The sequence below is a fragment of the Haloferax marisrubri genome (assembly GCF_001469875.2).
Taxonomy (GTDB): Archaea; Halobacteriota; Halobacteria; order Halobacteriales; family Haloferacaceae; genus Haloferax; species Haloferax marisrubri.
The window spans coordinates 468,015-490,368 of sequence record NZ_LOPW02000010.1; the positions used below are offsets into that span (position 1 = coordinate 468,015).

The window sequence follows — 22,354 nt, forward strand, 5'->3', positions numbered from 1 at the left end:
GCGCGCGCGACGCTCGGCCGCGCGGTCCCCGTCGAACCGCGGCACACTCGGCACGTCAATCGGGCGTTAAACCCGCCGTTAACTCGGTGCAGTCTACGGGTTGCGCGGCGTCCGGCCCCGCGGAGAGTCGGCCGAATGCCAAAACCCATTAGGTCCCCCCGTCTGGCTACGAGTAGTGCGTGGTGAATCGGGCCGCCGGGTGCGGTTGCTCTGGACGATGTTGGTCGTCGCCTGTCTCGTCGCGACAGCACCAGTAGCGGCGGTCTCTGCGGGGGCGGTCGGCGACGCGCCCGCCCCGAACGCGGACGGTTCGGCGTCGCTCGGGTCGGCCGACCGAGCGTCGGTGCTCGGGCCCGCCGCGGGTCCGCGACAGCAGACCGCGAACGCGACGAACAACAGCACCGGCGTCATCCACGAGAACCCCGACGAGGTCGACGACGAGAACGAACTCGACCGCCTGCTTTCGTACCTCTCGGGCGAGCTCAACGGGGACATCGGCGCGAGCACCCTGCGACTCAGCCAGGGCGAGTACGCGGCCGCGAAGGCGGCGCTCGGCGACGACTACGACGACTCCCTCGGCAAGTACGTCGACGTCGAAGGCGAGACCGGCGGCGACGGCGCGAGCGAGGAGTACCAGTCAGTCGGCGAGACGCAGCGGGAGTACGTCGACACCGTCAGCGAGTTCCGCGAGACGCGCCGCGAGTACGAGGCGGCGAGGCGGGCCGGCAACGACGAACGCGCCCGCGAACTCGCCCGCGAACTGACGCGACTCGCCGAGGACGGCGAGACGCAGTCAGACCGGCTGTTGGAAGCGTTCGACGTCATCTCGAACCGGACCGACGGCGACCTGACGGAGAGTAGCGCCCAAATCGCGGACGTACAGGCGAACGTCTCCGAACAGCGCGACGAAATCGTCTCCCGCGAGTTCGTCGCCACCAACCTCACCGTCGCCGACTACGACCGGAACATCTCCTTTACCGACCCGCTCGTCCTCTCGGGGTCGCTCGTCGCCGACAACGGCACGCCGGTCGAGACGGCGACCGCTCGCTTCGCGGTCGGCGGGCAGACGGTCCAGACCGCGGTCGCCCCCGACGGCTCGTTCGAACTGACCTACCGGCCGGCGCGGATTCCGACGAGTACCTCGTCGCTCACGGTCCGGTACCTCCCGGACGACGCGTCGATGTATCAGGCGACGGAGCGGGTCGTCCCCGTCGCCGTCTCGCAGGTGAACGCGACCGCGAGCCTGTCGGAGCCGCCTGCCCCGGCCTACGGCTACGCCGACGCCGTCTCGGTTCGCGCGACGGTCAGCGTGAACGGGACGCCGGTGTCGAACTACCCGGTCGCCGCGAGCTTCGCCGGGTCGTCGGCGACCGCGTCGGCGACGAACGCGAGCGGCGCGTCGGCCGTCTCGGCGACCGTTCCGGCGAGCGCGACGGGGGCGGCGTCGATTCGCGTCGCGCCCGACGGCGACGGCAGGGCGGTCACGTTCGCCCCGACGACGGTGTCGGTCCCGCTCGAAACCGAGGAGACGGCGCTCGACGTACGCGCCCGCGAGACGACCGCCCAAACGGTCGTCGTCGAAGGTCGTCTCGAAACCGACGAGGGCGAGGCCGTGCGCGGGCAGTCGGTCGCCGTCAGCGTCGGCGGGCGCGAGGTCGCGTCGGCGACGACCGGCGAGTCGGGCGCGTACCGGACGACTATCGACCTTCCGAGCGGCGTGGCCGCCGAGAACGCGACCGTCTCGGCCGCGTTCGACGGCGAGGGGACGAACCTCGAATCGTCCGACGCGACGGCGAGCATCCAGCTCTCGAACGGTGCCACCGGGGCCGGGGCCGGAAACGGCGCGGCCGGTGGGCTCCCGGTCGACCCGCTCGACCTCGCGTGGGTCGTCGCTGGGACCGCAGTTGTCGGCCTTGCCGCCGCCGTGCTCCTCCGGCGGAACGGCGCTGGCGAGTCCGCGGCGACGCCGACAGCCGACGAGTCCGCCGCCTCGGGCTCCGACGACTCGACCGCGCCGGAACCGTCGGCGACCGGAGCGTCGGCGCTGGATTCGGCGGCCGACGCGCTCGATGCGGGCCGGCCGAACGACGCGGTGGTCGTCGCCTACGCGGGCGTCCGCCGGGCGCTTTCGGCCGCCGCAGACGTCGACGACGCCGCGACCCACTGGGAGTTCTGCGACCGGTGTATCGACGCCGGCGTCGCGCCCGCCGACGCGCTCGAATCGCTCACCGCGGGCTACGAGCGGGCGGCCTACAGCGGCCTCTCGGTGAGCGACGCGGACGCGGCCGAACTGGTCGAGACGGCCCGCTCGCTCACCGACCCGGCAGACTCCGACGCGCTGGAATCGCCCGAGTCGGGTGACGGCGCGGACGCGTCGGAGCCGGTCGGCCCGGTCGAGTAGCGCGGCCGCGGGCCCCGACGGCTGACAAATGATTTTTGTGCTCGTGTTTCCCACTTCGGGTAGATGTCGCAGCGCCAAGACTGGCGGTTGTTCCTCCCCGAGCCGCTCCGCACGCTCCCGGCCGACCTCGCGGTCGTCGTCGCGGGAGTCGTGCTCACGCTCGTCGCGACGCTCACGCCCGGGCTGGAGGGGACGCCGCTCCGAGTCGTCGTCGGCCTGCCGTTCGTGCTTTTCATCCCCGGCTACGCCCTCATCGCGGCGCTGTTTCCCGAGCGCGGTCCGCCGATAGACGCCCCCGAGGACCACGACCGGATGGGCGGTATCGACGGTATCGAGCGGGTCGCGCTCTCGTTCGGGACGAGCATCGCGGTCGTCCCCCTGCTCGGACTCGTTCTCAACTTCACGCCGTGGGGGATTCGACTCGTGCCCATCCTCGTCGCCGTGAGCGGCTTCACGCTCGTCGCCACGGCGTTCGCGGCGGCCCGCCGGTCGGCGCTCCCCGAAGAAGAGCGACTGGAAGTCCCCTACCAACGCTGGTTCGCCGCCGCGCGCGACGAACTGTTCAACCCGGCGTCGGGGACCGACGCGATGCTGAACGTCGTCCTCGTGGTGAGCGTGGTCCTCGCGACCGCCAGCGTCGGCTACGCGGTGGCGGTGCCGAAAGACGGCGAGTCGTTCACCGAACTGTACCTCCTGACCGAGGACGGAAACGACGAACTCACCGCCGACAACTACCCCGAGGAACTCGTCCGCGGCGAGCCCGCGTCGCTCGTCCTCGGCGTCGGCAACCAGGAACACCGGACGGTGAACTACACCGTCGTCACCGTGCTCCAGCGCGTCGAGGTGTCGAACAACTCGACGACCGTGTTGGAGTCGGAGCGACTCCGGACGTTCACGCCCCGGCTCGAACACAACGAGACGTGGCACGAACCGCACGAGGTCCGGCCGACGATGACGGGCGAGCGTCTGCGACTGACGTATCTCCTCTACGAGGGCGCGCCGCCGGCCTCGCCGACGGTCGACAACGCGTACCGTGAGGTCCACCTCTGGGTGACAGTTCGTGAAGAATGACGGCGGAACCCGACCGCCGTCTGGCAACGGGGAGTCCACCAATTTACTGATATCTCTCAGTCACCCTCCGAAATCTGTAAGAACATCGGCGTAGGTCGTGTAACTCGTTTGTGTTCTAGTTTTATCACCTCTGATAATCTACAAGTAACGTTTAGGGTACTGCACGCTAAGGTGGGGGTAGCGAGGTCACAATGCGAGACTCTGGAAGTACGGTTTCCCGCCGCGGCGGCCGAGGTCCGAAGATAGAACGCATCGCGGACCGGTACGGTCTCGACGGCCTCGGTGACGACCTCGTCGACGCGTGGCTCGGCGATGGTCGAGAACGACGGAGCCTCCGCGAACTCGAAGGCGACGTGAACGAGCGACTCATTCGGGCCGCGCTGGACGAAGCCGGCGCGCACGTCCTCGACGGGGAGGCGGAGAACTTCTACCGCCTCCTGACCAGCGACGACGTGACTGCGGGGAGTCGCACCGACGCGCGGAACACGCTTCGCGAACGCGGCGTCGACGTCGAGCAGTTAGAGGCGGACATCATCTCCTACCAGTCGGTGTATAACTACCTCAAGCGACACCGAAACGTCGAGCGCGAAGACGCGAGCGACGACGGAGAGAGCGCCACCGAGTCGGGACTGGCGACGATTCGAAAGCTCCGGTCCCGGCTTCGGACGGTGACTATCGATGTTATCGACCGTTTAGTAAAGGCCGAAGCGGTCTTCATCGGCACGTATGAGGTCGAAGTCGATATCCGCGTCACCTGCACAGACTGCGACACGCGAATGACCCCGACGACACTCCTCTCCTCCGGGCACTGCGACTGCGAACAGGGCGGGGACGAGTAGCGATTCGGGCACACCAACAATCCACATCTGACACATGAACGATTCAGAGGCACTTCAGACGGCGACGGTACACATACGAAACATCGGCGGCATCGACGAGCGGACCGTCAGGCTCGAACCCGGCGTGACCGTTCTCACCGGCCGTAACGCGACGAACCGAACCTCCTTCCTGCGGGCGCTCATGGGCGCGTGCGGAAGCGACGCGGTCAGTCTCAAAGGCGACGCCGACGAGGGGTCGGTCGAACTCGAACTCGACGGACGAACGTACACCCGCATCCTCTCTCGCGAGAACGGGGCGGTCGCGACCGACGGCACGCCGTATCTCCAAGACACGACGACCGCGGACCGCTTCGCGTTCCTCCTCGGGTCGAACGAGGCGCGGCGGGCGGTCGTCGCGGAGCGCGACCTCCACGACGTCATCATGGCCCCGGTCGACACCGACGCCATCGAGGCCGAAATCGAGCGCCTGCAGAACCGACGCAAGAAAGTCGAACAGCGACTCGACTCGCTCGACTCGCTGGAGGCCGACCGCCGGTCGCTCGAATCGAAGCGCGACGACCTCGAAGCCGAAATCGAGGACCTCGAGGCCGAGCGCGACGACCTCGAAGCCGAAATCGAGGCCGAAGACCGGACGGTCGAGGCCCAACGCGAGAACCAAGCCGCGTTAGACGAGGTGCTGTCGGACCTGCAGTCGGCGCGGTCGGACCTCGAAACCGTCCGCTTCCGCCTCCAAAGCGAGCGCGAGAGCGTCGAATCGCTCCGCGAGGAGCGCTCCGAACTCCAGTCGGAACTCGATTCGTTCGAGACCGAGGAGGTCGACCGCGGCGAGGCGAACGACCGCATCGAGTCGATTCGGTCGCGCATCGAGTCGCTCAACTCGACGATTTCGGAGCTTCAGACCATCGTCCAGTACACGGAGGACGTGCTCGAAGGCAAGGCCGACCTCGTCGAGGACTCGCTGGGCGCGGTCGGCGACGGTTCGGTGACGGACCAGCTCGTCTCCTCGGAGACCATCACCTGCTGGACCTGCGGCACCGAGGTCGACCGCGACCAGATTCGGGGGACGACCGACCGCCTCCGCGAGGTCAGAGACGAACAGCGCGAGGAACGCGCCGAACTCCGCCGCGAACTCGACGAACTCGAACGCTCGATGCGGGCGGCGGAACAGGCCCAGCGCGACCGCCGGAAGCTCCGCGATAAGCTCCAGCGCCTCGAAGACGAACTCGACCGCCGGACCGGGCAAATCGAGTCGCTGACCGACCAGCGCGAGGAACTCGCCGAGCGGGTCGAGTCGCTCGAAGCCGACGCGTCGGACCTCCGCGGGCAGGCCGAAGGCGACCTCATCGAACTCCACACGGAACTCAACGAGGTCGAGTTCACGCTCGACCGGACGCGTGACAACCTCGCGTCCGTCCACGACGACCTCGACGCCCTCGACGACCGGTTCGACGAGCGCGAGGAACTCGAACTCGAGCGCGAGCAGGTGAACGTGGAACTCGAATCTGCGCGAACCCGGATTCGGTCGCTGACCACGGCGGCGGTCGAGGCGTTCAACGAGGAGATGGAGACGGTCCTCGACCTCCTCGCCTACGACAACATCGAGCGCGTCTGGCTGGAGCAGGTCGAACGCCGGGTCCGCGAGGGGCGTCGCAAGGTCGAAAAGACCCAGTTCGAACTCCACATCGTCCGCGCGTCCGACTCCGGCGCGGTGTACGAGGACTCCATCGACCACCTCAGCGAGAGCGAGCGCGAGGTCGTCGGCCTCGTGTTCGCCCTCGCGGGCTATCTCGTCCACGAGGTGTACGAGGAGGTCCCGTTCATGCTCCTCGACTCGGTCGAGGCCATCGACGCCGAGCGCATCGCCGCGCTCGTCGACCACTTCGAGCAGTACCCGACGTTCCTCGTCGCGGCCCTCCTCCCGGAGGACGCGGAGGCCCTCGACGCGTCGTACCGGCGCGTCACGTGGGGCCCCGACGTGACGCCCGCCGCCTGACCGACCCGCGCGATTTCCGGCGGTCTCTTTTCGTCTTCGTTGCTCTCAGTCGGGTTCCGTCCGACTGGACACGCTCGCGGTGCCGTGGCAGCACCGGGTCCGGCCGACATCCGACCCGAATCGTCCGATGATTCGCCCCTTTCGAGTCTTTTTTCGGGCCATCTCCCGAAGCGAGTATTGCAGTATTGTATCACTATCAGGGAGACATACCGTTAGTACGCAAGAAATATAACACATCGAAACGACGTATCGCACGGACGATACTGGGGGGACGAAACCATCATCACATCAGACACGCAGTTCCGAGACGAGTTCGAACCGACACGGGTTTGGTACGACTGCGAGCGTACCGAGCCAGTCTCTGAGGCGGTTGTCGCGGCCGTGAACCAACACACCCACCGCGATGCGACGGAGCTCCCGCCGCTCACAGAGCACGTAGATACTGACGCCCTCGACGCCCTGTTCGGCCGCGACACGCCCGGTGCACCGCGCGTGGCGGGTGCATCGCTCGAATTCGACTACGCCGGATTCGTCGTCACCGTCGAGTCCGTCGGTCGTATCGAAGTCCGCGACGCGGGACAGTAATCGACCGAGCCGTTCGGCACTACTTGGGGATGATTCGACTGTCGTCGAACGGCCCGCACCGACCGCACTTTTCCGGCCCGCGCGGACCGGTATCGAAGCCGTTTGGAACGTCCGTTCGAACGAGACGTTTCGACGCTCTTTCTACTTAATTGGTTGAGATCTTTCAGGCGATAATCTTGCAGTTTATTTGGATTATTGGGTCCGATAAGTCCGGTCGACCGTCCGCTGTGGCCGCCCGCGACGTACCTTTTTGTCTCGTGGACGCCGACAAGGGGTATGGAACTCGAATTGCGCTTCTTCGCGACGTTTCGGGAGGTGGTGGGCCAGAAGTCCATCTACTGGCGAGTCGACGACGACGCGACCGTCGGGGACGTCCTCGAGTCGCTGGAAGCGGAGTACGACGGCCTCGCCGGCCGACTCATCGAAGACGGCGAGGTCAAGCCGCACGTGAACGTGTTGAAAAACGGGCGCGAGGTGGTCCACCTCGACGGGATGGCCACGGCGCTCGACGACGGGGACGCCGTGAGCGTCTTCCCACCGGTCGCGGGGGGCTGACGTGGCGCGCCGACAGCGAGCGTTCCGCGGTATCTCGCCCCGCCTCGCGATTCAGTACCTCGAAGGACTCGGCGGCGAGGCCGACGGCGACGGCCGCGTGGTCGGCCCCGACTGGGCCGTCGACATCGAGACCGAGGAGGTCACGATAACGAGCAGTATCCAACTCACCGAAGTACAACTCGCGTTCGAGGGCGACGAGGAGACGCTCGACGACCTCGTCGAGCGGTTCGCCCGCAAGGCGATGCGCGCGGGGGGATGACCGTGGGGGCCGACGGCGACCGGCGACCGGGCCGCGAACGACTCAGCGAGCGCCTCGCACCGGACGGTGACGATGGCGCGCCCCACGGCGGTGCCATCGACGGCACGGCCATCATGCTCGCGGCCGCGAAGGCGAGCGTCCCCGCCAGCAGTCTTCCGTTGTTGCTCGACCGGGCGCAGGCGTATCTCGACGGGCGGGCCAGCGAGTACGCACAGGGGTTCGAATGCGTCCACGAGGACGACGAGACGGCGGTGTTTCTCGTCCCGCTGGGCCACTGGGACACGAAGGGCCTCGACCTCGACTTCTCGCACCGCGAGGTCGACGCGGTCCGCCGGGCACACGCCGAACATCTCCGGCGCGTCGGCTCGGACGCCGACCGACGCGACGAGTTCGAGACGGCGCTCGAAATCCGCGAGGTCGCCGTCGTCAGTCGGTAGGCCCAAGAGCCGGCAAACCGCCCGACGATAGACGGCTATTTCGGGGGCGACGCCCTGCTACCGACAGATGCCAACCGTTTCTTCCGACCTCCTCGACGGCGTCCGGGCCGCGGGGCCGCTCCAACTCGGCATCGCGCCGTTCGGCCTCGTCGCCGGCGTCGCGGCCGTCGAGCAGGGGCTGTCGGTCGCGCACGCCCTCGGCTTCTCCAGTCTCGTCTTCGCCGGCGCGTCGCAACTCGCCATGATAGAACTCCTCGGCGCGGACGCGCCGCTGGCAATCGTCGTCGGCACGGCGGTCGTCATCAACCTCCGGACGATGATGTACTCGGCGTCCATCGCGCCCTACTTCCGCGACCTGACCGCTCGGTCGAAGGCGCTCGCGTCGTACCTCCTGACCGACCAGGCGTACGCGGTCTCTATCGCCCGCTACGGCCGCGACGGCGAGACCGACCGCTTCGCGTACTACGTCGGTGCGGGCGCGTCGCTGTGGCTCGTCTGGCAGGTGACGACCGTCGCCGGCGCGCTCCTCGGCTCCGGGCTCCCGCCGGAGTTGGGCTTCGACTTCGCCGCGCCGCTCGTCTTTCTCGCCCTGCTCGTCCCCACGCTGAAAGACCGCGCCTCCGGGGCGGCGTGTCTGGTCGGCGGCCTCGTCGCCACCGGCGTCGTCGTCGCGGGCGTCCCGTTCCACCTCGACATCATCGTCGCGGCCGTCGTCGGCGTCCTCGCCGGTCTCGCGGTCGAATCGCTCGGAGGCGACGCCTGAATGCCGACTGGCTACGACTCGGCGACCGTCTGGCTCGTCATCGCCCTCGCGGGCGTCCTCACGTTCGCCATCCGCGGGTCGTTCATCTACCTGTTCGGCCGCATCGACGACGTGCCGCCGGCGGCCGAGTCAGCGCTGGAGTACGTCCCCGCGGCGGTGTTCGCGGCGCTCGTCTTCCCGGCGCTCCTCGCCCCATCCGGCGACCTCGCGGTCTCCGTCGGCAACGAGAAACTCGTCGCCGGCGCGTTGGCCGCGCTCGCCGCGTGGTACACCGAACGCGTGCTCGCCACCATCCTCGTCGGCATGGGCGCGCTCTGGGTTCTCCGGTTCGTCGTCTGAGCCACCGTCAGCCCCGTTCGTTAACCGTCGCCTCCCCCAAGATACTCGTCTCGCGGACGACCACGACCGCACGTATGCCCTCCCCACCTCCGCGCCTCTACTCGCTCCCCCGCGACGAGGCTCGCGCCCTTTTCCCGACCGGGTTCGCCGCCGGCGTCGCCGCGTTCGTCGTCGGCACGCTCGCGGTCGCCGGCTGGCTCGCCCTCGCCACCGACGGCTCGTTTTCCACGCTCGACGCCGCGACCGAGATGACCGCCGGCAAGCCCGTCCCGTCCGCGTTCGTCCCCGTCTGGACGTTCGGCGGCGCGATGGGCCTGCCCGTCCGACTCGTCGAGACGACCGGTCCCGGTCGCGCGGTCGTCCTCCGCAACCTCGTCGATGGACTCGACGGACCCGCCGACCCGTGGTACTGGCTGGGCGCGCTCCCGCCCGCCTGCCTCTTTCTCGCCGGCGTCGTCACAGCGCGCCTCACGGCGTGGTCTCGACGCCCCGCCGAGGGGTTCGCCACCGGGTCGTCTGTCGCCTTCGGCTTCGCCGCCGCAGTCGCCGTCGCCGCGGTCGTCGCCCGCGTCGGCCTCGGCGACGTGCCCCCGAACGCGGAGGGGTTCGTCCGCATCGGTTCGACGGGATTCCACCCGACCGACCTCGACGGCGATTCGGTCGGCCTCCCGATTTGGGGGGCGTTCTCCGGACTGGTGTTCGGCGTCGTCTTCGGCGGCCTCGGCGGGGCGGTGGCGTCGTTCTCCCCGTTCCGATAGTCGGTGTTGGCCCCCAGAAGATATTCACCGACCTGACAACGTGGAACGCCTATGTCCCGGCGACTCGTCGCATCGGTCTTCGCGCTCCTCGTCGCTCTCTCGCTCGCTGGCGCGCCGGTGACGATGGCCGACTGGTCGGAGCAGGTGTCGTTCTCCGCGTCGGAAATCGACGCGTCGCAGGTCCGAAACGAGACGCCCGTGCTTCGGTACGACGAACTCGACGCCGACGCACAGGACGCGGTTCGGCAGGCCATCGTGTCGCCAGACGGCTCCCACATCGTCTACGGCGACGAGGACTGGCCGGACCGCTTTTTCTACAGCGACTACACGGCCCCGGGACAGGGGTTGTACGCCGTCGTCTACGAGGGCGACTACTACCGGCTCTACACCTTCGCCGCCGGCGGCTTCCCGGTGATTTACTGGCTGTACGAACTCCCGTTCGTCGCCTACGGCCTCGCGCTCGGACGCGTCGGGACGCGAACGTACCGCGGAGGAGGTCCGGTTCGGCTCGCCGTCGCCGCGGCGGTCGTCGGTGCCGCGTTCCACCTCGTCGGGCCGGTCTTCGACTTCCCGCTCGTCTCTCCGACGGCGTTCATCGGACTCGGCGTCGTCGCCGCCGCGGCGCTCGTCGGGAGACTCGTCGCCACTGCGGTTCGCAATCGGTCGGAAAAAGCGTGATTCGGGTGGGTATCGGCCGCGACAGGGTCGGGGCCGGGTGGTCGGTCCGGCCGTCGGCTCAGTCGTCGGCGGGTGCCGGCGAGTCGCCGCGGGAGACGCCCGTTCCCGGGCCGATGTCGATGCCGAGTTCGTCGAGACGCTCGTCGGGGACGACGCCGTCGACCCACTGGCGGCGGGCGTAGTACTCCTCTTTCATCTCGTCGAGTTCGCACAGCTGACCCTCGGACGCGCCCTGTCCCGGAATCGCCTCGTCGCCTTCGACGAAGCGGCCCGGCAGCGAGTCGTCGGAGCCGTCGAAGCCGGCGAGGTTGTTGTAGTACCGCTCTAACGTGTAGATGCGGTCGCCGGTTTCGAGCAGTTCCTCTTCGGTCACGTCGCGGCCGGTCATGCCGTTGTACTGCAGGACGTACTCCTCGATGCCCTCCGCGAACGCGTTGAACTTGCAGATGTCGAACGAGTCCGAGATGGCGTGCATGTCCTGGAACAGCGCCACGAGTTCGCCCTTCCCGCGCCACTCGTGGGGGTCGTGTTTCTCCGGGATGCCGAGAATCTCGGCGGACGGCGTGTAGCCACGGAGGTGGCACGCACCGCGGTTCGAGGTGGCGTAGCCGATGCCCATGCCCTTCATGCAGCGCGGGTCGTACGCCGGGATGGTCTGACCCTTGACGGCCAGCGAGTTGTCGTGGGCGTCGAAGCGCTCGGCGAGGCCGTTTGCGCCCTCGGCGAGGGCGTCTGCGAGGTCGCCCTCGCGGTTCGCGATTTCCGTGATGAGGTCGATCATGCGCTCGGTGTCGCCCCAGTTGAGCTGTTCGCTCAGCCCGTCGAGCTTGCCCTGTTCGGACATCTCCATCGCCATCGCCATCATGTTGCCCACCTCGATGGTGTCGACCCCCATGTCGTTACAGCGGTCGATCATGACGGCGATTTCGTCGCGCTCGGTGTGCCCGGAGTTCGGGCCCAGCGCGTACGCGGACTCGTACTCGTAGGACTCGCCGCGGACGTTCATCTCCTCGCCTTTGTGCATCACCGACACCTCGACTTCCTTCTTACAGGCGACCGGGCAGGAGTGACACGTCGGCTCGTCGACGAGGATGTTCTCGCGGACGTTCTCGCCGGAGACGCGCTCGGAGTCGATGTCCGCGCCCTCGGCGTCTCGCATCGCCGCGGTCGAGGTGTACTTCCCGTTTTTCGTCGGGAGACCGTCGAGTTCCTCGCCCGCGTTCATCAGGACGTTCGTCCCGTACAGCGATAGGCCGCCCTCGTTAGGCGCGGTGACCTCGGACTCGCGGATGAGTTGCATCGCCTGCTGGTAGCCCTGCTTGAACGTGTCGGCGTCGGCCGGCTTCGGCATCCGCGTGCCGGACTTCACGACGATTGCCTTGAGGTTCTTCGAGCCCATGACCGCGCCCGTGCCGCCGCGGCCGGACGCGCGGTCGTCCTCGTTGACGATACAGCCGTACTTGACCTCGTTCTCGCCGCCGGGGCCGATAGCCATTATCGAGAGGTTCTTGCCGAGGCTCCCTTCGACCTCGCCTTCGAGCTCCTCGATTGTGTCGTGGACGCCCCAGCCCCAGATGTGCTCCGCGTCGTGGAGCGTCAGTTCGCCGTCTTCGACGACCGCGTAGACCGGGTGTTCGGACTTGCCCGTGAACAGCAGGCCGTCGAAGCCGGACCACTTGAGTCGCGCGCCGCTCCAGCCGCCGTGGTGCGAGTCGGTGACGGTCCCCGTGAGCGGGGATTTCGTCACGACCGCGATGCGACCGCTCATCACGGTCTGCGTGCCGGTGAGCGGGCCGGTCATGAACGCGAGGAGGTTGTCCGGTCCAAGCGGGTCCACGTCCGGTCCCTGGTCGAAGACGTACTTCACGCCGAGGCCGCGGGCCCCGATGTACTTTCGTGCGTCTTCCTCGTCGATTCCCTCGTACGCGATGTCGCCGGACGACAAGTCCACCCGAGCGACCTTGTCGTGATAACCACCGAGTTCAGTCATTGTAATCCTCGTTGATTATATACGGCCGCTGTCGGGTTAGTGATTCCCACCTCGACGTAACCGTTCGAGGTTACCCCGCCGCGAGCCGACGCCGGACCGTCACGGGATTGCGGCAATCTGTGCGACTTATCCCGGTTGCGGGCCGGCGACCCGCAACGAGACGGTTCCAGTCGCGTCGACGACGACGCTCGCGGGCCCGCGCGGCGGGCACGACCACCACGTTCCCGAGACGGCCGCCCCGGTGTCGAGGGTCGCCGACACGGCGTGCCCCCCGGAGGTCGTCACGGGGACGAGTTCGCGGACCTCGCCGGGGTCCAGAGCGAGCGTGCGGTCGAACGGCTCGCCGCCGCCCGCGGGGTCGACCCGGAGCGAGAGCCGATGGGGTTCGTCGTCGCGGTTGGCGACCGTGAGCGTCGTGTTCGCCGGTCCGCAGCCGGTCGCTCCGCTCGACACGTCGACGTACTTCGTCGGCTGGTCGGGCACCGGCCACGCCGCCTCGACGCGTCGCTCGTCGGTCTCGACTTCGACGCGGTAGCTGCCGCTTCGGTACGTCACCGGCACCGACAGCCGCGCCCCCGACGGGACGCGGTAGGTCCGGTCCACGAGCGCCGTGTCGCCGAGGTCGATGCGGAGTCGCGCGGTCGTCTCGGGCCCGGGATTCTCCACGACGACGCCCGCCGGTGCGTACCATCGCGCGGAGCCGTCGCCGACGAGCGGGAGGTCGATTCTCGGCCCGTCGTCGGGGACTGCCGCCGCGAGCGAACATTCGCCTCGGGCGTCGCACGAGACCGTCCGCCAGAACTCCGCGCCGTCCCGACCGAGGACGACCTCCAGCCCCTCAAACGCCGCGTCGACGACCCACCCCGACCGGGCCCGCACGCCGGTGTCCGTCTCCACGAGCACCGCCGTCTCCCCGGTCGGGACCGCGACCGACAGCGCGGTCCGCTCGCCGGGGAGCAGGTCGCGGTTCTCGAAGAACACGTCGCGGTCGCCGCGGACGCCGACGACGGTCGTGAACACCGGAGTCGGCGTCGGGTTCCAGAGCGTCAGCGACCGCTCTACACGCTCTTCGGGCGTCGGCGTCTCGGTCGGCGCGGCGGTCCCCTCCTCGGGGGTCGGCGTCTCCGTCTCGCCCTCGGGCGTTCCGCACCCGGCGAGTCCGGCCACACCGCCCGCGAGAAGCGAGAGGAGCGTGCGGCGCTCCATACCTCACCTACGGCCTCGACGCATATGAACGTCTGTCGCGGTCGCCGCCGTCGACTGCCCTCGACTGTCGTCACCGCCACCGTCGCCGCCGTCGCGGCTCCGGCCTCCAAAACAGCTATTTCGTCGGCGGTCAGTCGTCTTCACGAATAGATGGGACTCGACAGTTTCCTCGGCGCGATTGACACCGCGAGTCAGTCGCTCTCGGTGGTCAATCGCTCGGCTCCCGACCCCGTCCTGCGGATGCTCGAAACCACGTTCGCCGACCAGCCGGTCGATGTCGACGAACTGTCGGACGACGCGCGCGGCGACGACGTGGTCGTGCTCTCCGAGCAGACGCCCGAGGGGCGCGAGGTCGTCGCGACCTCGTCGCTGGAGGAGGTGATGAACACCGTCCTCCTCGTGAACTCGGACCTCTACAAGACGGGGCAGGCGAACCTCGCCGAGTTCGAACTCCCGTCGGTGCTCACGCGACTCGACGACGTGCCGTTTTCCCTCCGCGGCTATCCCGAATCGGACAAGGAGAAACTGCTTCTCGTGGCGATTTCGCGGTACATCGAGCGCCACGCGTGGCGCGCCGGCGACGGGCGACTCCGGTCGTCGTTCCAGCGGCTCTCCCGAATCGAAGACGAGCGCGGGACGCGAGCGGTCTACCAGAAGGTCGCGGCGACCGACGTGCAGACCCACGTCTACGGGATTCCGGACTGGACCCCGCCGTCGAACTCCGACCTCCTGACCCACGGCGGCTACACGAACGACTTCTACGACTCGTGGTTCGTCGTCTACACGCCGCCGGGGGACGACTCGACCGACACGACCGACTCGACTGGGTCGGCCGGGAGCGTCGGTGCGGCCGACGGGGGCCGCGACGGGAGCATCGACAGCGTGGAACCGGGACAGCCCGTCGCCCTGCTCGCGCTGGAGACCGAGCCGAAGCGCTGGGAGGGCTACTGGACGTTCCGCCCGTCGCTCGTCGCCGACATCGACCGCTACATCTCGCAGAACATGTGAGCGGCGGGACAGGCACCGACCGGTCGCCGACCGAACCCAGACGAAGCCGCTTTACGCGCCCGTCCGATACGGGTATCCAATGAGTAAGCCGAGCCCCGAGGTCTACGAGCGGGGACGCGGGATGGACGCGCACAACAAGGTGATGCGCGACATCCGTTCGCGGAAGCAGAAGACCTACGACCCCCACGAGCCCACCCGGGTGTGGATAGACGAGGACAACACGCCCGACGGCGTCTACGACTCGCTGACGATTATTCTCAACACCGGCGGGTGTCGGTGGGCGCGCGCCGGCGGCTGTACCATGTGCGGCTACGTCGCGGAGTCCGTCGAAGGCGGCACCGTCGCCCACGAGGCGCTGATGGACCAGATTCGGGTCTGTCTCGACCACGAGGCCGAGGAGATGGACGACGGCGAGCAGGCCGGTCTCATCAAGATTTACACCTCCGGCTCGTTCCTCGACGAGCGCGAGGTGCCCGCGGAGACCCGCGACGCCATCGCCGAGACGTTCGCCGACCGCGACCGCATGGTCGTCGAGTCGCTCCCGGACTTCGTCACGCGCGAGAAACTCGCCGACTTCACCGACCGCGGCCTCGAAACCGACGTGGCAATCGGCCTCGAAACCGCCACCGACCGCGTCCGCCACGACTGCGTGAACAAGTACTTCGACTTCGCCGACTTCGAGGACGCCTGCGAGGAGGCCGCCGCGGCCGGCGGCGGCGTCAAGGCGTACCTCCTGATGAAGCCGCCGTTCCTCTCGGAACCCGAGGCGCTCGACGACATGAAGTCCTCTATCCGCCGGTGTGCGGCGGTCGACAACTGCCACACCGTCTCGATGAACCCGACGAACGTCCAGCGCTACACGATGGTCGACGAACTGTTCTTCAACGGCGGCTACCGCCCGCCGTGGCTCTGGTCGGTCGCCGACGCGCTCCGCGAGACGGCCGACGTGGACGCTATCGTCGTCTCCGACCCCGTCGGCGGCGGCCAAGAGCGCGGCGCGCACAACTGCGGCGACTGCGACGAACTCGTGTTCAAGGCGGTCAAGGACTTCAACCTCCGACAGGACCCGAGCGTCTTCGACCAGGTGTCCTGCGACTGCGAGGCGACGTGGGAGTTCGTCCTCGACAACGAGACGAGCTACAACATGCCGCTGGTCAAGTAAGCCCGCGCACTCGCCGACCGTTCGTCCGCGACTCTCCGACCGTTCGTCCACTATCTCGCTTCGTTTTCTCCGATTCGGTCGCGTTAGGGGGTGCTATCCGAAAGTAACAGGCTCCTAACCGTTGGATAGGATATTCGTATCAAAGAGGGTGTGAGTCGTTGTCATATTCGGTGGTTCGGACGTGTCCATCCGAGCCGCCCGCCATCATGACGAAACACACGTACAAGACCGTCTACTACGCGGATGGGTGGTTCGAGATTCGCGAAGAGGAGAACGCCGAGGCGTGGATCGCCACGGACGCTCCCTGCGCTCTCGCCCCATAGCACGCGGCATGCGGGCCGGAAACCTCGACACTCCAACATCGCTCATCGTGTACGCCGCTACGTTCGCCAACCGGCCCCGTGCCGCCCGCCACCGCGGCGGACGGTCTTTTTTATACCCCTATCCCTCGAAGCCCGCCAGCACGCCCCGACCGTCGGTGTTACCGAGTTGCGGCAGCGACGCCCGCTCGGGGTGCGGCATCAGCACCGCGACGGACTCGCTGTCGCCGAGGACGCCCGCGACGTTCCCGAGCGAGCCGTTGGGGTTCGCCTCGTCGGTGACGTTGCCGTCCTCGTCGCAGTAGCGGAACAGAATCCGGTCATCGGCTTCGAGCTCCTCGTAGCGCTCGGCGTCGAGTTCGAAGCGACCCTCGCCGTGGGCGATGGGGAGTTCGATGACCTCGCCTTCCTCGTACGCCGCGGTCCAGCGCGTGTCGGCGTTCTCGACGCGGAGATAGACGTGTTCGCACTGGAAGCGGGCGCTCGCGTTCGTCGTGAACGCGCCGGGGGTGAGCCCGGACTCGCAGCCGATCTGCGCGCCGTTGCAGACGCCGAGGACGGGGACGCCCTCTGCGGCCGCCTCGCGGACCGACTTCATGATGGGCGAGCGGGCGGCCATCGCGCCGCCGCGGAGGTAGTCGCCGTACGAGAAGCCGCCGGGGAGCACGATGCCCGTCGTCTCCTCGGGGAGCGGGTCTTCGTGCCAGACGCGCTCGGCCTCGAACCCGAGGTCGGAGAGCGCGCGCACGGCGTCGCGGTCGCAGTTCGAGCCGCCGAACTGCACGACTGCGATCATCTCAGGCCTCGGCGACCGCGACCTCGTAGTCGTGGATGGTCGGGTTCGCCAGCAAGCGTTCGGCCATCTCGTCGGCGCGGGTCTCGGCCTCGTCGGCGTCGGCCGCGTCGAGGTCGACTTCGTACCGTTCGGTAAAGCGCAACGCGTCGAGTTCGAACCCGAGTCGTTCCAGCGCGCGCTTCGTGGTCTCCGCCTCCGGGTCGAGCACGCCACGCTTGAGGCGCACCGTCACCGTCGCGGTGTAGGTGGTCATCAGGTGGCGATGCGTGGTGATGTGCAAAAACGGTTTTGGGTCGAGTTTGATATACACGAATGTGTGTATCGGGGTCGAACCGGCGACTACGCCGCCGGCGACCGCGCTCCGCCGCGGACGACGAACCGCTCTCCGGCTATCGACACACCCCGGACGCGCCGCCGCGTGCGAAGTTGCTTGCACCTATAAATACATTATTATTTTTACAATAGTAAAAATAATAATTACACACATGATATATGATAATCATTTTTATATCGCGAGTGAGACAGCGTCTCACGCATGGTAATCGAATTCGCACAGAGTCCGCTCTTGACGTTCGTCATCGGACTCGCGTTGGTCGTGTTGCTACTGGTCGTGTTAGACCTCCCTGCGTTCGTCGGCTTGGCGATAGCCGCGTTCGCGGTCGGCCTCGTCAACGCGGCGTTCGTCCCCGACTTCGCGCTCGCCGACGCGGCGACGCGGACGGCGAGTGCCTTCGGCAACGGGATGGCCGGTATCGGGATTCCCATCCTGATGGCCGCCATCATCGGGAAGTCGATGCTCGAAAGCGGCTCCGCCCAGCGAATTGTTCGCACCTTCCAGTCGCTCGTCGGGAAGGGTAACAGCGACATCGCGCTGTGGGGAAGCAGTACGGTGCTCGCCATCCCCGTGTTCTTCGACAGCGTGTTCTACCTCATGGCCCCGCTCGCGCGGTCGATGCGGGCCCGGATGGGCGACAACTACGCGCTCTACCTCGTCGTCGTCGGGGCCGGCGCGGCGACGGCTCACGTGTTCATCCCGCCGACTCCCGGCCCGCTCGCAGTCGCCAGCGAAATCGGGGCCGACATCGGCACGACGATGCTCATCGGCGTCACCGTCGCCGTCCCGTCGGCCACCATGGGCGGCCTCGTCTACGGCCGCTGGATTAACCGCCGCATCGACATCCCCCTCCGCGACGCGATGGGGACGACCACGGACGAACTGCAGGAGCGCGCCCAGCGCGACGTGTCGTCCCTGCCGAGTTTCCTCGAATCCACCGCGCCCATCATCATCGCCGTCGCGCTCGTCGGCTCGCTCACCGTCGTCAACGCCCTCCAAGGCGTGACGCCGGTGGTCGAGCAGGTCAGACCGTTCGTCGCGTTCATCGGCGACAAGAACGTCGCGCTGACCGTCGCCGCGCTCGCCGCGGCCTACACGTACTACCGCTGGTCCGACCTCTCGCGGTCCGACTGGGAGGACGAACTCACCGAGGCGCTCAAAAGCGGCGGCAACATCGCCGCCATCACCTCGATGGGCGGCGCGTTCGGCGCGCTCCTCGCGGCCTCCGGAATCGGCTCGTACCTCGCCAACGGCCTCGAAGGCTTCGGCATCCCGCTTCTCGTGACGGCGTGGCTCATCGCCGCCATCGTCCGCATCGCGCAGGGCTCCGCGACCGCGGCGATGCTCACGGCCGCCGGCATCATGGCCCCGCTCACCGGTCAACTTCCGGTCCACACCGCGTATCTGGTGATGGTCATCGGCGCGGGCGGCAACATCTGCTCGTGGTACAACGACTCCGGCTTCTGGCTCGTCAAGGAAATCGGCGGCCTCACGCAGATGGAGACGCTGAAGACGTGGACCGCGCTGACGACGATTATCTCCGTGACCGGTCTCGTCGTCGTCCTCGTCGTCTCGTCGGTGCTCCCGCTGGCGTAGGCGGCCTCGCGCTCGCGTCGGCTTTTCCTTTTTCCGGGTGATTCACGGTCGTTCCCGAGGGATTCGCTTGCGGAGAACGACAGCGGTTTACCGTTCGCCGACGCAGGACGGTATATGTTCAGCTTCGAACAGCTGGAGGTGACGGTATGACTCGCGAACTCACCGAAATCACGGTCATCGGAGGAGACAAGACCGGACTCATCGCGAACGTGACCACCCTGCTGTTCGAGCGCGGAATCAACGTCGAGGACTTAGACCAGGCGGTCCGCGAGGGAATCTTCCGGATGACCCTCCACGCCGACACCTCGGAGATGACCTGTTCCCGCGACGAGCTTCGGGCGGCGCTGTCCGACCTCGGCGACGACCTCGGCGTCGACGTGCAGGTCCGGTTCCCCTCGGACCGCGAGACCCGCGAAATCGCCGTCCTCGTCACGAAGGAGTCCCACTGTCTCGAAGCGCTGTTCGAGGCGTGGGCCAACGACGACCTCGGCGCGGAGATTTCGGTCGTCATCGGCAATCACGACACGCTCGAACCGCTGGCGAGCCACTACGACGTGCCCTTCCACGACATCGGCGACCAGAAGGGCACCGCCAACGAAGACCGCCTGCTCGACCTCCTCGAACAGTACGACGTGGACCTCATCGTCCTCGCGCGCTACATGCGCATCCTCGGCCCGAACGTCGTCTTCCGCTACGAGGACCGCATCATCAACATCCACCCGTCGCTGCTCCCGTCGTTCCCCGGCGCGGCCGCCTACCGACAGGCGAAAGAGGAGGGCGTCCGCATCGCGGGCGTCACCGCCCACTACGTGACGACCGACCTCGACCAAGGCCCCATCATCACCCAGCGCGCCTTCGACGTGCCGGACGACGCCTCCATCGACGAGATAAAAGAGCGCGGTCAGCCGCTGGAGGCCGACGCGCTCCTCGAGGCCGTGAAGCTCCACCTCAACAACGACGTGTCGGTCCACCGCGGGCGCACCAGCCTCCGCGAGAGCGCCGACCCCGAGCGCTACCAACTCGGCCTCACCCGCGAGGCGCAGGCGTCGAACCCCGACCGCCCGGTCGACGGCATCATCGACGCCCTCGGCGAGCGCGAGGCGCTCGCGCCAGAGCCGTCCGAGGACTGAGGCGACGCTGAGCGGCTGAGCGGGGCGACCCACGCCCAGACCTATTTTGCCGCCGCCGCGACTCGGAGCCGTGCCCGTCTCCCTCCGCTATCGCGTTCCCTCGGCCTCGGCAGACGACGCCACAGAGGGTGGCGACTCCTCGTCGGTGACGACGGCGGACCGTGAGAACAGAACGGCACAACAGCCGAAAAACAGCGTTCGCTCGTGTCCGACTACAGGTCCCGAACGCGAGCCACGGCGTCCTCGATGGCCGGCGCGTCGAACCAGTCGTGGTCGACGTAGGCGTTGGTGCCGGCGCAGTAGAGGTCCGCCAGCGCCTCGACGATGTCGGCGGGCAGGTGGTCGGGTTCGACCGCGCAGTTCTCGCGCCAGTTCGGCTCGCCCGTCTCGATGGCCTCGGCCTTCGCGTCTTTCACGGCCTCGACCCACTCGGGCTGGACGCGCTTGTAGTACTGGCGGACGACCTCTTTCGAGACCTGCTGGCCGCCGTAGGAAAACCGGTTCTCGTCGAAGGTGCCGACCACGTCGCCGACCTTGACGGTGCCGTCGTGGTACAGGCACTCGATTTTGCCGTCCTCGTGGTCGAAGCCGGCTTTCTCGGCGCGCTCCGTCAGCACGTGGTTCACGGCGAGCGCCAGCTCTTCGAGGCGGTCGAGGTCGACTTTCCCGGCGATGTCGTCGGCCTCCTCGCGGGAGAGATAGCGGTCCTGTTCTTCGTACTTCGTGGAGAACTCCACCACCGGCTCGGGGAGGGAGACGGCCTCGTCGGGCCACTCGTCCATTTCGAGGCCGTAGTCTGCGGGCTCGCCGCGCCGCCGGAGGCTCGACCCCACCGGGACGGTGTTGCGGAAGACGATTTCCAGCGGGATGAGGTAGTTGTCGCCGGCGGCCTCGTGGTAGGCGTCGTAGTCGTACGCGCCGTCCTCGTGGGGGAGGTCGGGCACCTGCGTGAGTTCGATGGCCATCTCCGTCGGCGGCGACTCGCACTCACCGAGTTCCTTGACCTCGCCGTCTTCGACGACCCCGAGGTAGTGGGTCGGGACGTGGTTCACGTCGAGCAGTTCGAAGTTGTACGCGCCCATGAGACAGAGGCTCGCGCCCTTGTTCGGGACGTGGTCGGGCATCTCGCCCCAGTCGAACACGGAGTAGCGGTCCGAGAAGACGAAGCGGCCCCGCCCGAGGTCGGTCGCCGTCGGCTCCTCCTCGACGCGGAAGTCCTTCACGCTGGTCATGGTCGTCCTCTGGACTCATCCCACTAAGAAGCTTCCACTTCCGTGCGCATCTCGGTCGGCGATTAGTCGAATTTATGCACGAACTCGCGTACCGGGCGAATCGTATCGCTTTTTCGCGGTTGTCCCGTCCGTTCGGCTATGGACGCTGCCCTCGAATCAGACGCCGCGTGGGTCGCCCGACGACTCCGCGAGGCCGACACCGCCGTCGCCTTCACCGGCGCGGGGATGAGCACGGCTTCGGGCATCCCCGACTTCCGCGGCGACGACGGCATCTGGGAGACCGAGTTCGACCCGGCGTCGTTCCACCGCGACCGCTTCGTCAACGACCCCGCCGGCTTCTGGCGCGACCGCGTCCGTCTCCACGAGCGCATGTTCCCCGACGGCGTCGAGCCGAACCTCGGCCACGACGCGCTTTCGACCCTCGAATCGCGCGGCGTCCTCGACGCGGTCGTGACGCAGAACACCGACGGTCTCCACCGCGAGGCCGGCTCCGACCGCGTCGTCGAACTCCACGGCAACGCCGCCGAGGTCGTCTGCGAGGACTGCGGCGCGCGAACCGGCGCCGACCCCGCGTTCGAGACGGTCCGCGCCGGCGACGCGCCGCCGACGTGCGACGACTGCGGCGGCCTGCTCAAGCCCGGCGTCGTCCTGTTCGGCGAGCGCCTTCCCCGCGTCGCCTACAGCGAGGCGAACCGTCTCGCCGGCGAGGCCGACGTGTTCCTGTCGCTCGGGTCGTCGCTGACGGTCCACCCCGCGGCGGGTCTCGCCGGTCGGGCCGCCGAGGGCGGCTCGCTGGTCGTCGTCAACTTCGACGCGACGCAGTACGACGACCGCGCCGACCGCGTCGTCCGCGGCGACCTCGCGGCGTTCCTCCCGGAAGTCGAAAAACGAGTCTGAGCGCG

22 protein-coding genes are annotated in these 22,354 nt (G+C 67.8%); 17 read left to right on the plus strand and 5 right to left on the minus strand.

Annotation, left to right across the window (positions count from 1 at the left end):
* Positions 1-217: 217 nt before the first annotated feature.
* The 12 genes from AUR65_RS09375 to AUR65_RS09430 all read left to right on the plus strand — a co-directional run bounded on the left by AUR65_RS09375 (position 218) and on the right by AUR65_RS09430 (position 10,678).
* Positions 218-2,401 carry a DUF4129 domain-containing protein gene (locus tag AUR65_RS09375; RefSeq protein WP_058566563.1) on the plus strand — a complete coding sequence of 728 codons (2,184 nt, stop codon included), beginning with the start codon at positions 218-220 and terminating at the stop codon, positions 2,399-2,401.
* 63 nt (positions 2,402-2,464) lie between these two features.
* Positions 2,465-3,472 carry a DUF1616 domain-containing protein gene (locus AUR65_RS09380; protein WP_058566564.1) on the plus strand — a complete coding sequence of 336 codons (1,008 nt, stop codon included), beginning with the start codon at positions 2,465-2,467 and terminating at the stop codon, positions 3,470-3,472.
* 191 nt (positions 3,473-3,663) lie between these two features.
* A complete protein-coding gene (gene rdfA / locus AUR65_RS09385) occupies positions 3,664-4,311 on the plus strand; it encodes a rod-determining factor RdfA (protein WP_058566565.1) in 648 nt (215 codons plus the stop codon).
* A gap of 34 nt (positions 4,312-4,345) precedes the next feature.
* Positions 4,346-6,304 carry an archaea-specific SMC-related protein gene (locus AUR65_RS09390; protein ID WP_058566566.1) on the plus strand — a complete coding sequence of 653 codons (1,959 nt, stop codon included), beginning with the start codon at positions 4,346-4,348 and terminating at the stop codon, positions 6,302-6,304.
* A gap of 282 nt (positions 6,305-6,586) precedes the next feature.
* Positions 6,587-6,889, plus strand: coding sequence for a HalOD1 output domain-containing protein (locus AUR65_RS09395; RefSeq protein WP_269844094.1), 303 nt, complete (start codon positions 6,587-6,589; stop codon positions 6,887-6,889).
* A gap of 276 nt (positions 6,890-7,165) precedes the next feature.
* Complete coding sequence (gene samp3, locus AUR65_RS09400) at positions 7,166-7,444, plus strand: ubiquitin-like modifier protein SAMP3 (protein ID WP_058566568.1); 279 nt, start codon at positions 7,166-7,168, stop codon at positions 7,442-7,444.
* A 1-nt stretch (position 7,445) separates the two neighbouring features.
* Positions 7,446-7,703, plus strand: a complete 258-nt coding sequence (locus AUR65_RS09405) for a hypothetical protein (RefSeq protein ID WP_004042070.1) — start codon at positions 7,446-7,448, stop codon at positions 7,701-7,703.
* Entirely contained in the window at positions 7,700-8,140 is a 441-nt protein-coding gene (locus AUR65_RS09410) for a hypothetical protein (protein ID WP_058566569.1), read from the plus strand. The genes AUR65_RS09405 and AUR65_RS09410 overlap by 4 nt, the downstream gene beginning before the upstream one ends.
* Positions 8,141-8,207: 67 nt before the next feature.
* Positions 8,208-8,903: an AzlC family ABC transporter permease gene (locus AUR65_RS09415; RefSeq protein ID WP_058566570.1), complete on the plus strand. Its 696-nt coding sequence runs from the start codon at positions 8,208-8,210 to the stop codon at positions 8,901-8,903.
* Entirely contained in the window at positions 8,904-9,242 is a 339-nt protein-coding gene (locus AUR65_RS09420; protein WP_058566571.1) for an AzlD domain-containing protein, read from the plus strand.
* A 74-nt stretch (positions 9,243-9,316) separates the two neighbouring features.
* The gene (locus AUR65_RS09425) at positions 9,317-10,000 is read left to right on the plus strand and encodes a hypothetical protein (protein WP_058566572.1); all 684 of its coding nucleotides are present in this window, start codon (positions 9,317-9,319) and stop codon (positions 9,998-10,000) included.
* Positions 10,001-10,051: 51 nt separating this feature from the next.
* Positions 10,052-10,678: a hypothetical protein gene (locus tag AUR65_RS09430; RefSeq protein WP_058566573.1), complete on the plus strand. Its 627-nt coding sequence runs from the start codon at positions 10,052-10,054 to the stop codon at positions 10,676-10,678.
* Positions 10,679-10,736: 58 nt separating this feature from the next.
* Here AUR65_RS09430 and AUR65_RS09435 read toward each other — a convergent pair whose 3' ends face one another.
* Together AUR65_RS09435 and AUR65_RS09440 are read right to left on the minus strand one after the other, a co-directional pair.
* Positions 10,737-12,668 (minus strand): aldehyde ferredoxin oxidoreductase family protein, encoded by a 1,932-nt coding sequence (locus AUR65_RS09435; RefSeq protein WP_058566574.1) that lies wholly within the window; start codon positions 12,666-12,668, stop codon positions 10,737-10,739.
* 126 nt (positions 12,669-12,794) lie between these two features.
* Positions 12,795-13,874 (minus strand): hypothetical protein, encoded by a 1,080-nt coding sequence (locus AUR65_RS09440; RefSeq protein ID WP_058566575.1) that lies wholly within the window; start codon positions 13,872-13,874, stop codon positions 12,795-12,797.
* A 150-nt stretch (positions 13,875-14,024) separates the two neighbouring features.
* Between AUR65_RS09440 and AUR65_RS09445 the strand changes: the two genes are divergently transcribed.
* Positions 14,025-14,882 (plus strand): DICT sensory domain-containing protein, encoded by an 858-nt coding sequence (locus tag AUR65_RS09445; protein WP_058566576.1) that lies wholly within the window; start codon positions 14,025-14,027, stop codon positions 14,880-14,882.
* A 79-nt stretch (positions 14,883-14,961) separates the two neighbouring features.
* Entirely contained in the window at positions 14,962-16,044 is a 1,083-nt protein-coding gene (locus tag AUR65_RS09450) for an archaeosine biosynthesis radical SAM protein RaSEA (RefSeq protein ID WP_058566577.1), read from the plus strand.
* Between the two features lie 441 nt (positions 16,045-16,485).
* Here AUR65_RS09450 and purQ read toward each other — a convergent pair whose 3' ends face one another.
* Together purQ and purS are read right to left on the minus strand one after the other, a co-directional pair.
* Positions 16,486-17,160: a phosphoribosylformylglycinamidine synthase I gene (purQ, locus tag AUR65_RS09455; RefSeq protein WP_004975659.1), complete on the minus strand. Its 675-nt coding sequence runs from the start codon at positions 17,158-17,160 to the stop codon at positions 16,486-16,488.
* Position 17,161: 1 nt separating this feature from the next.
* Positions 17,162-17,413, minus strand: coding sequence for a phosphoribosylformylglycinamidine synthase subunit PurS (purS, locus tag AUR65_RS09460; protein ID WP_058566578.1), 252 nt, complete (start codon positions 17,411-17,413; stop codon positions 17,162-17,164).
* A 282-nt stretch (positions 17,414-17,695) separates the two neighbouring features.
* On the opposite strand from purS, the gene AUR65_RS09465 reads away from it, so the two are divergent.
* Both AUR65_RS09465 and AUR65_RS09470 read left to right on the plus strand, forming a co-directional pair.
* Positions 17,696-19,090, plus strand: a complete 1,395-nt coding sequence (locus AUR65_RS09465) for a GntP family permease (RefSeq protein WP_058566579.1) — start codon at positions 17,696-17,698, stop codon at positions 19,088-19,090.
* Positions 19,091-19,236: 146 nt separating this feature from the next.
* A complete protein-coding gene (locus AUR65_RS09470) occupies positions 19,237-20,220 on the plus strand; it encodes a formyltetrahydrofolate deformylase (RefSeq protein ID WP_058566580.1) in 984 nt (327 codons plus the stop codon).
* 212 nt (positions 20,221-20,432) lie between these two features.
* Here the strand turns inward: AUR65_RS09470 and AUR65_RS09475 are convergent, their stop codons facing one another.
* Positions 20,433-21,452, minus strand: coding sequence for a phosphoribosylaminoimidazolesuccinocarboxamide synthase (locus AUR65_RS09475; RefSeq protein WP_058566581.1), 1,020 nt, complete (start codon positions 21,450-21,452; stop codon positions 20,433-20,435).
* 138 nt (positions 21,453-21,590) lie between these two features.
* On the opposite strand from AUR65_RS09475, the gene AUR65_RS09480 reads away from it, so the two are divergent.
* On the plus strand, positions 21,591-22,349 hold the full coding sequence (locus AUR65_RS09480) for an SIR2 family NAD-dependent protein deacylase (protein WP_058566582.1): 759 nt from the start codon (positions 21,591-21,593) through the stop codon (positions 22,347-22,349).
* Positions 22,350-22,354: the final 5 nt, after the last annotated feature.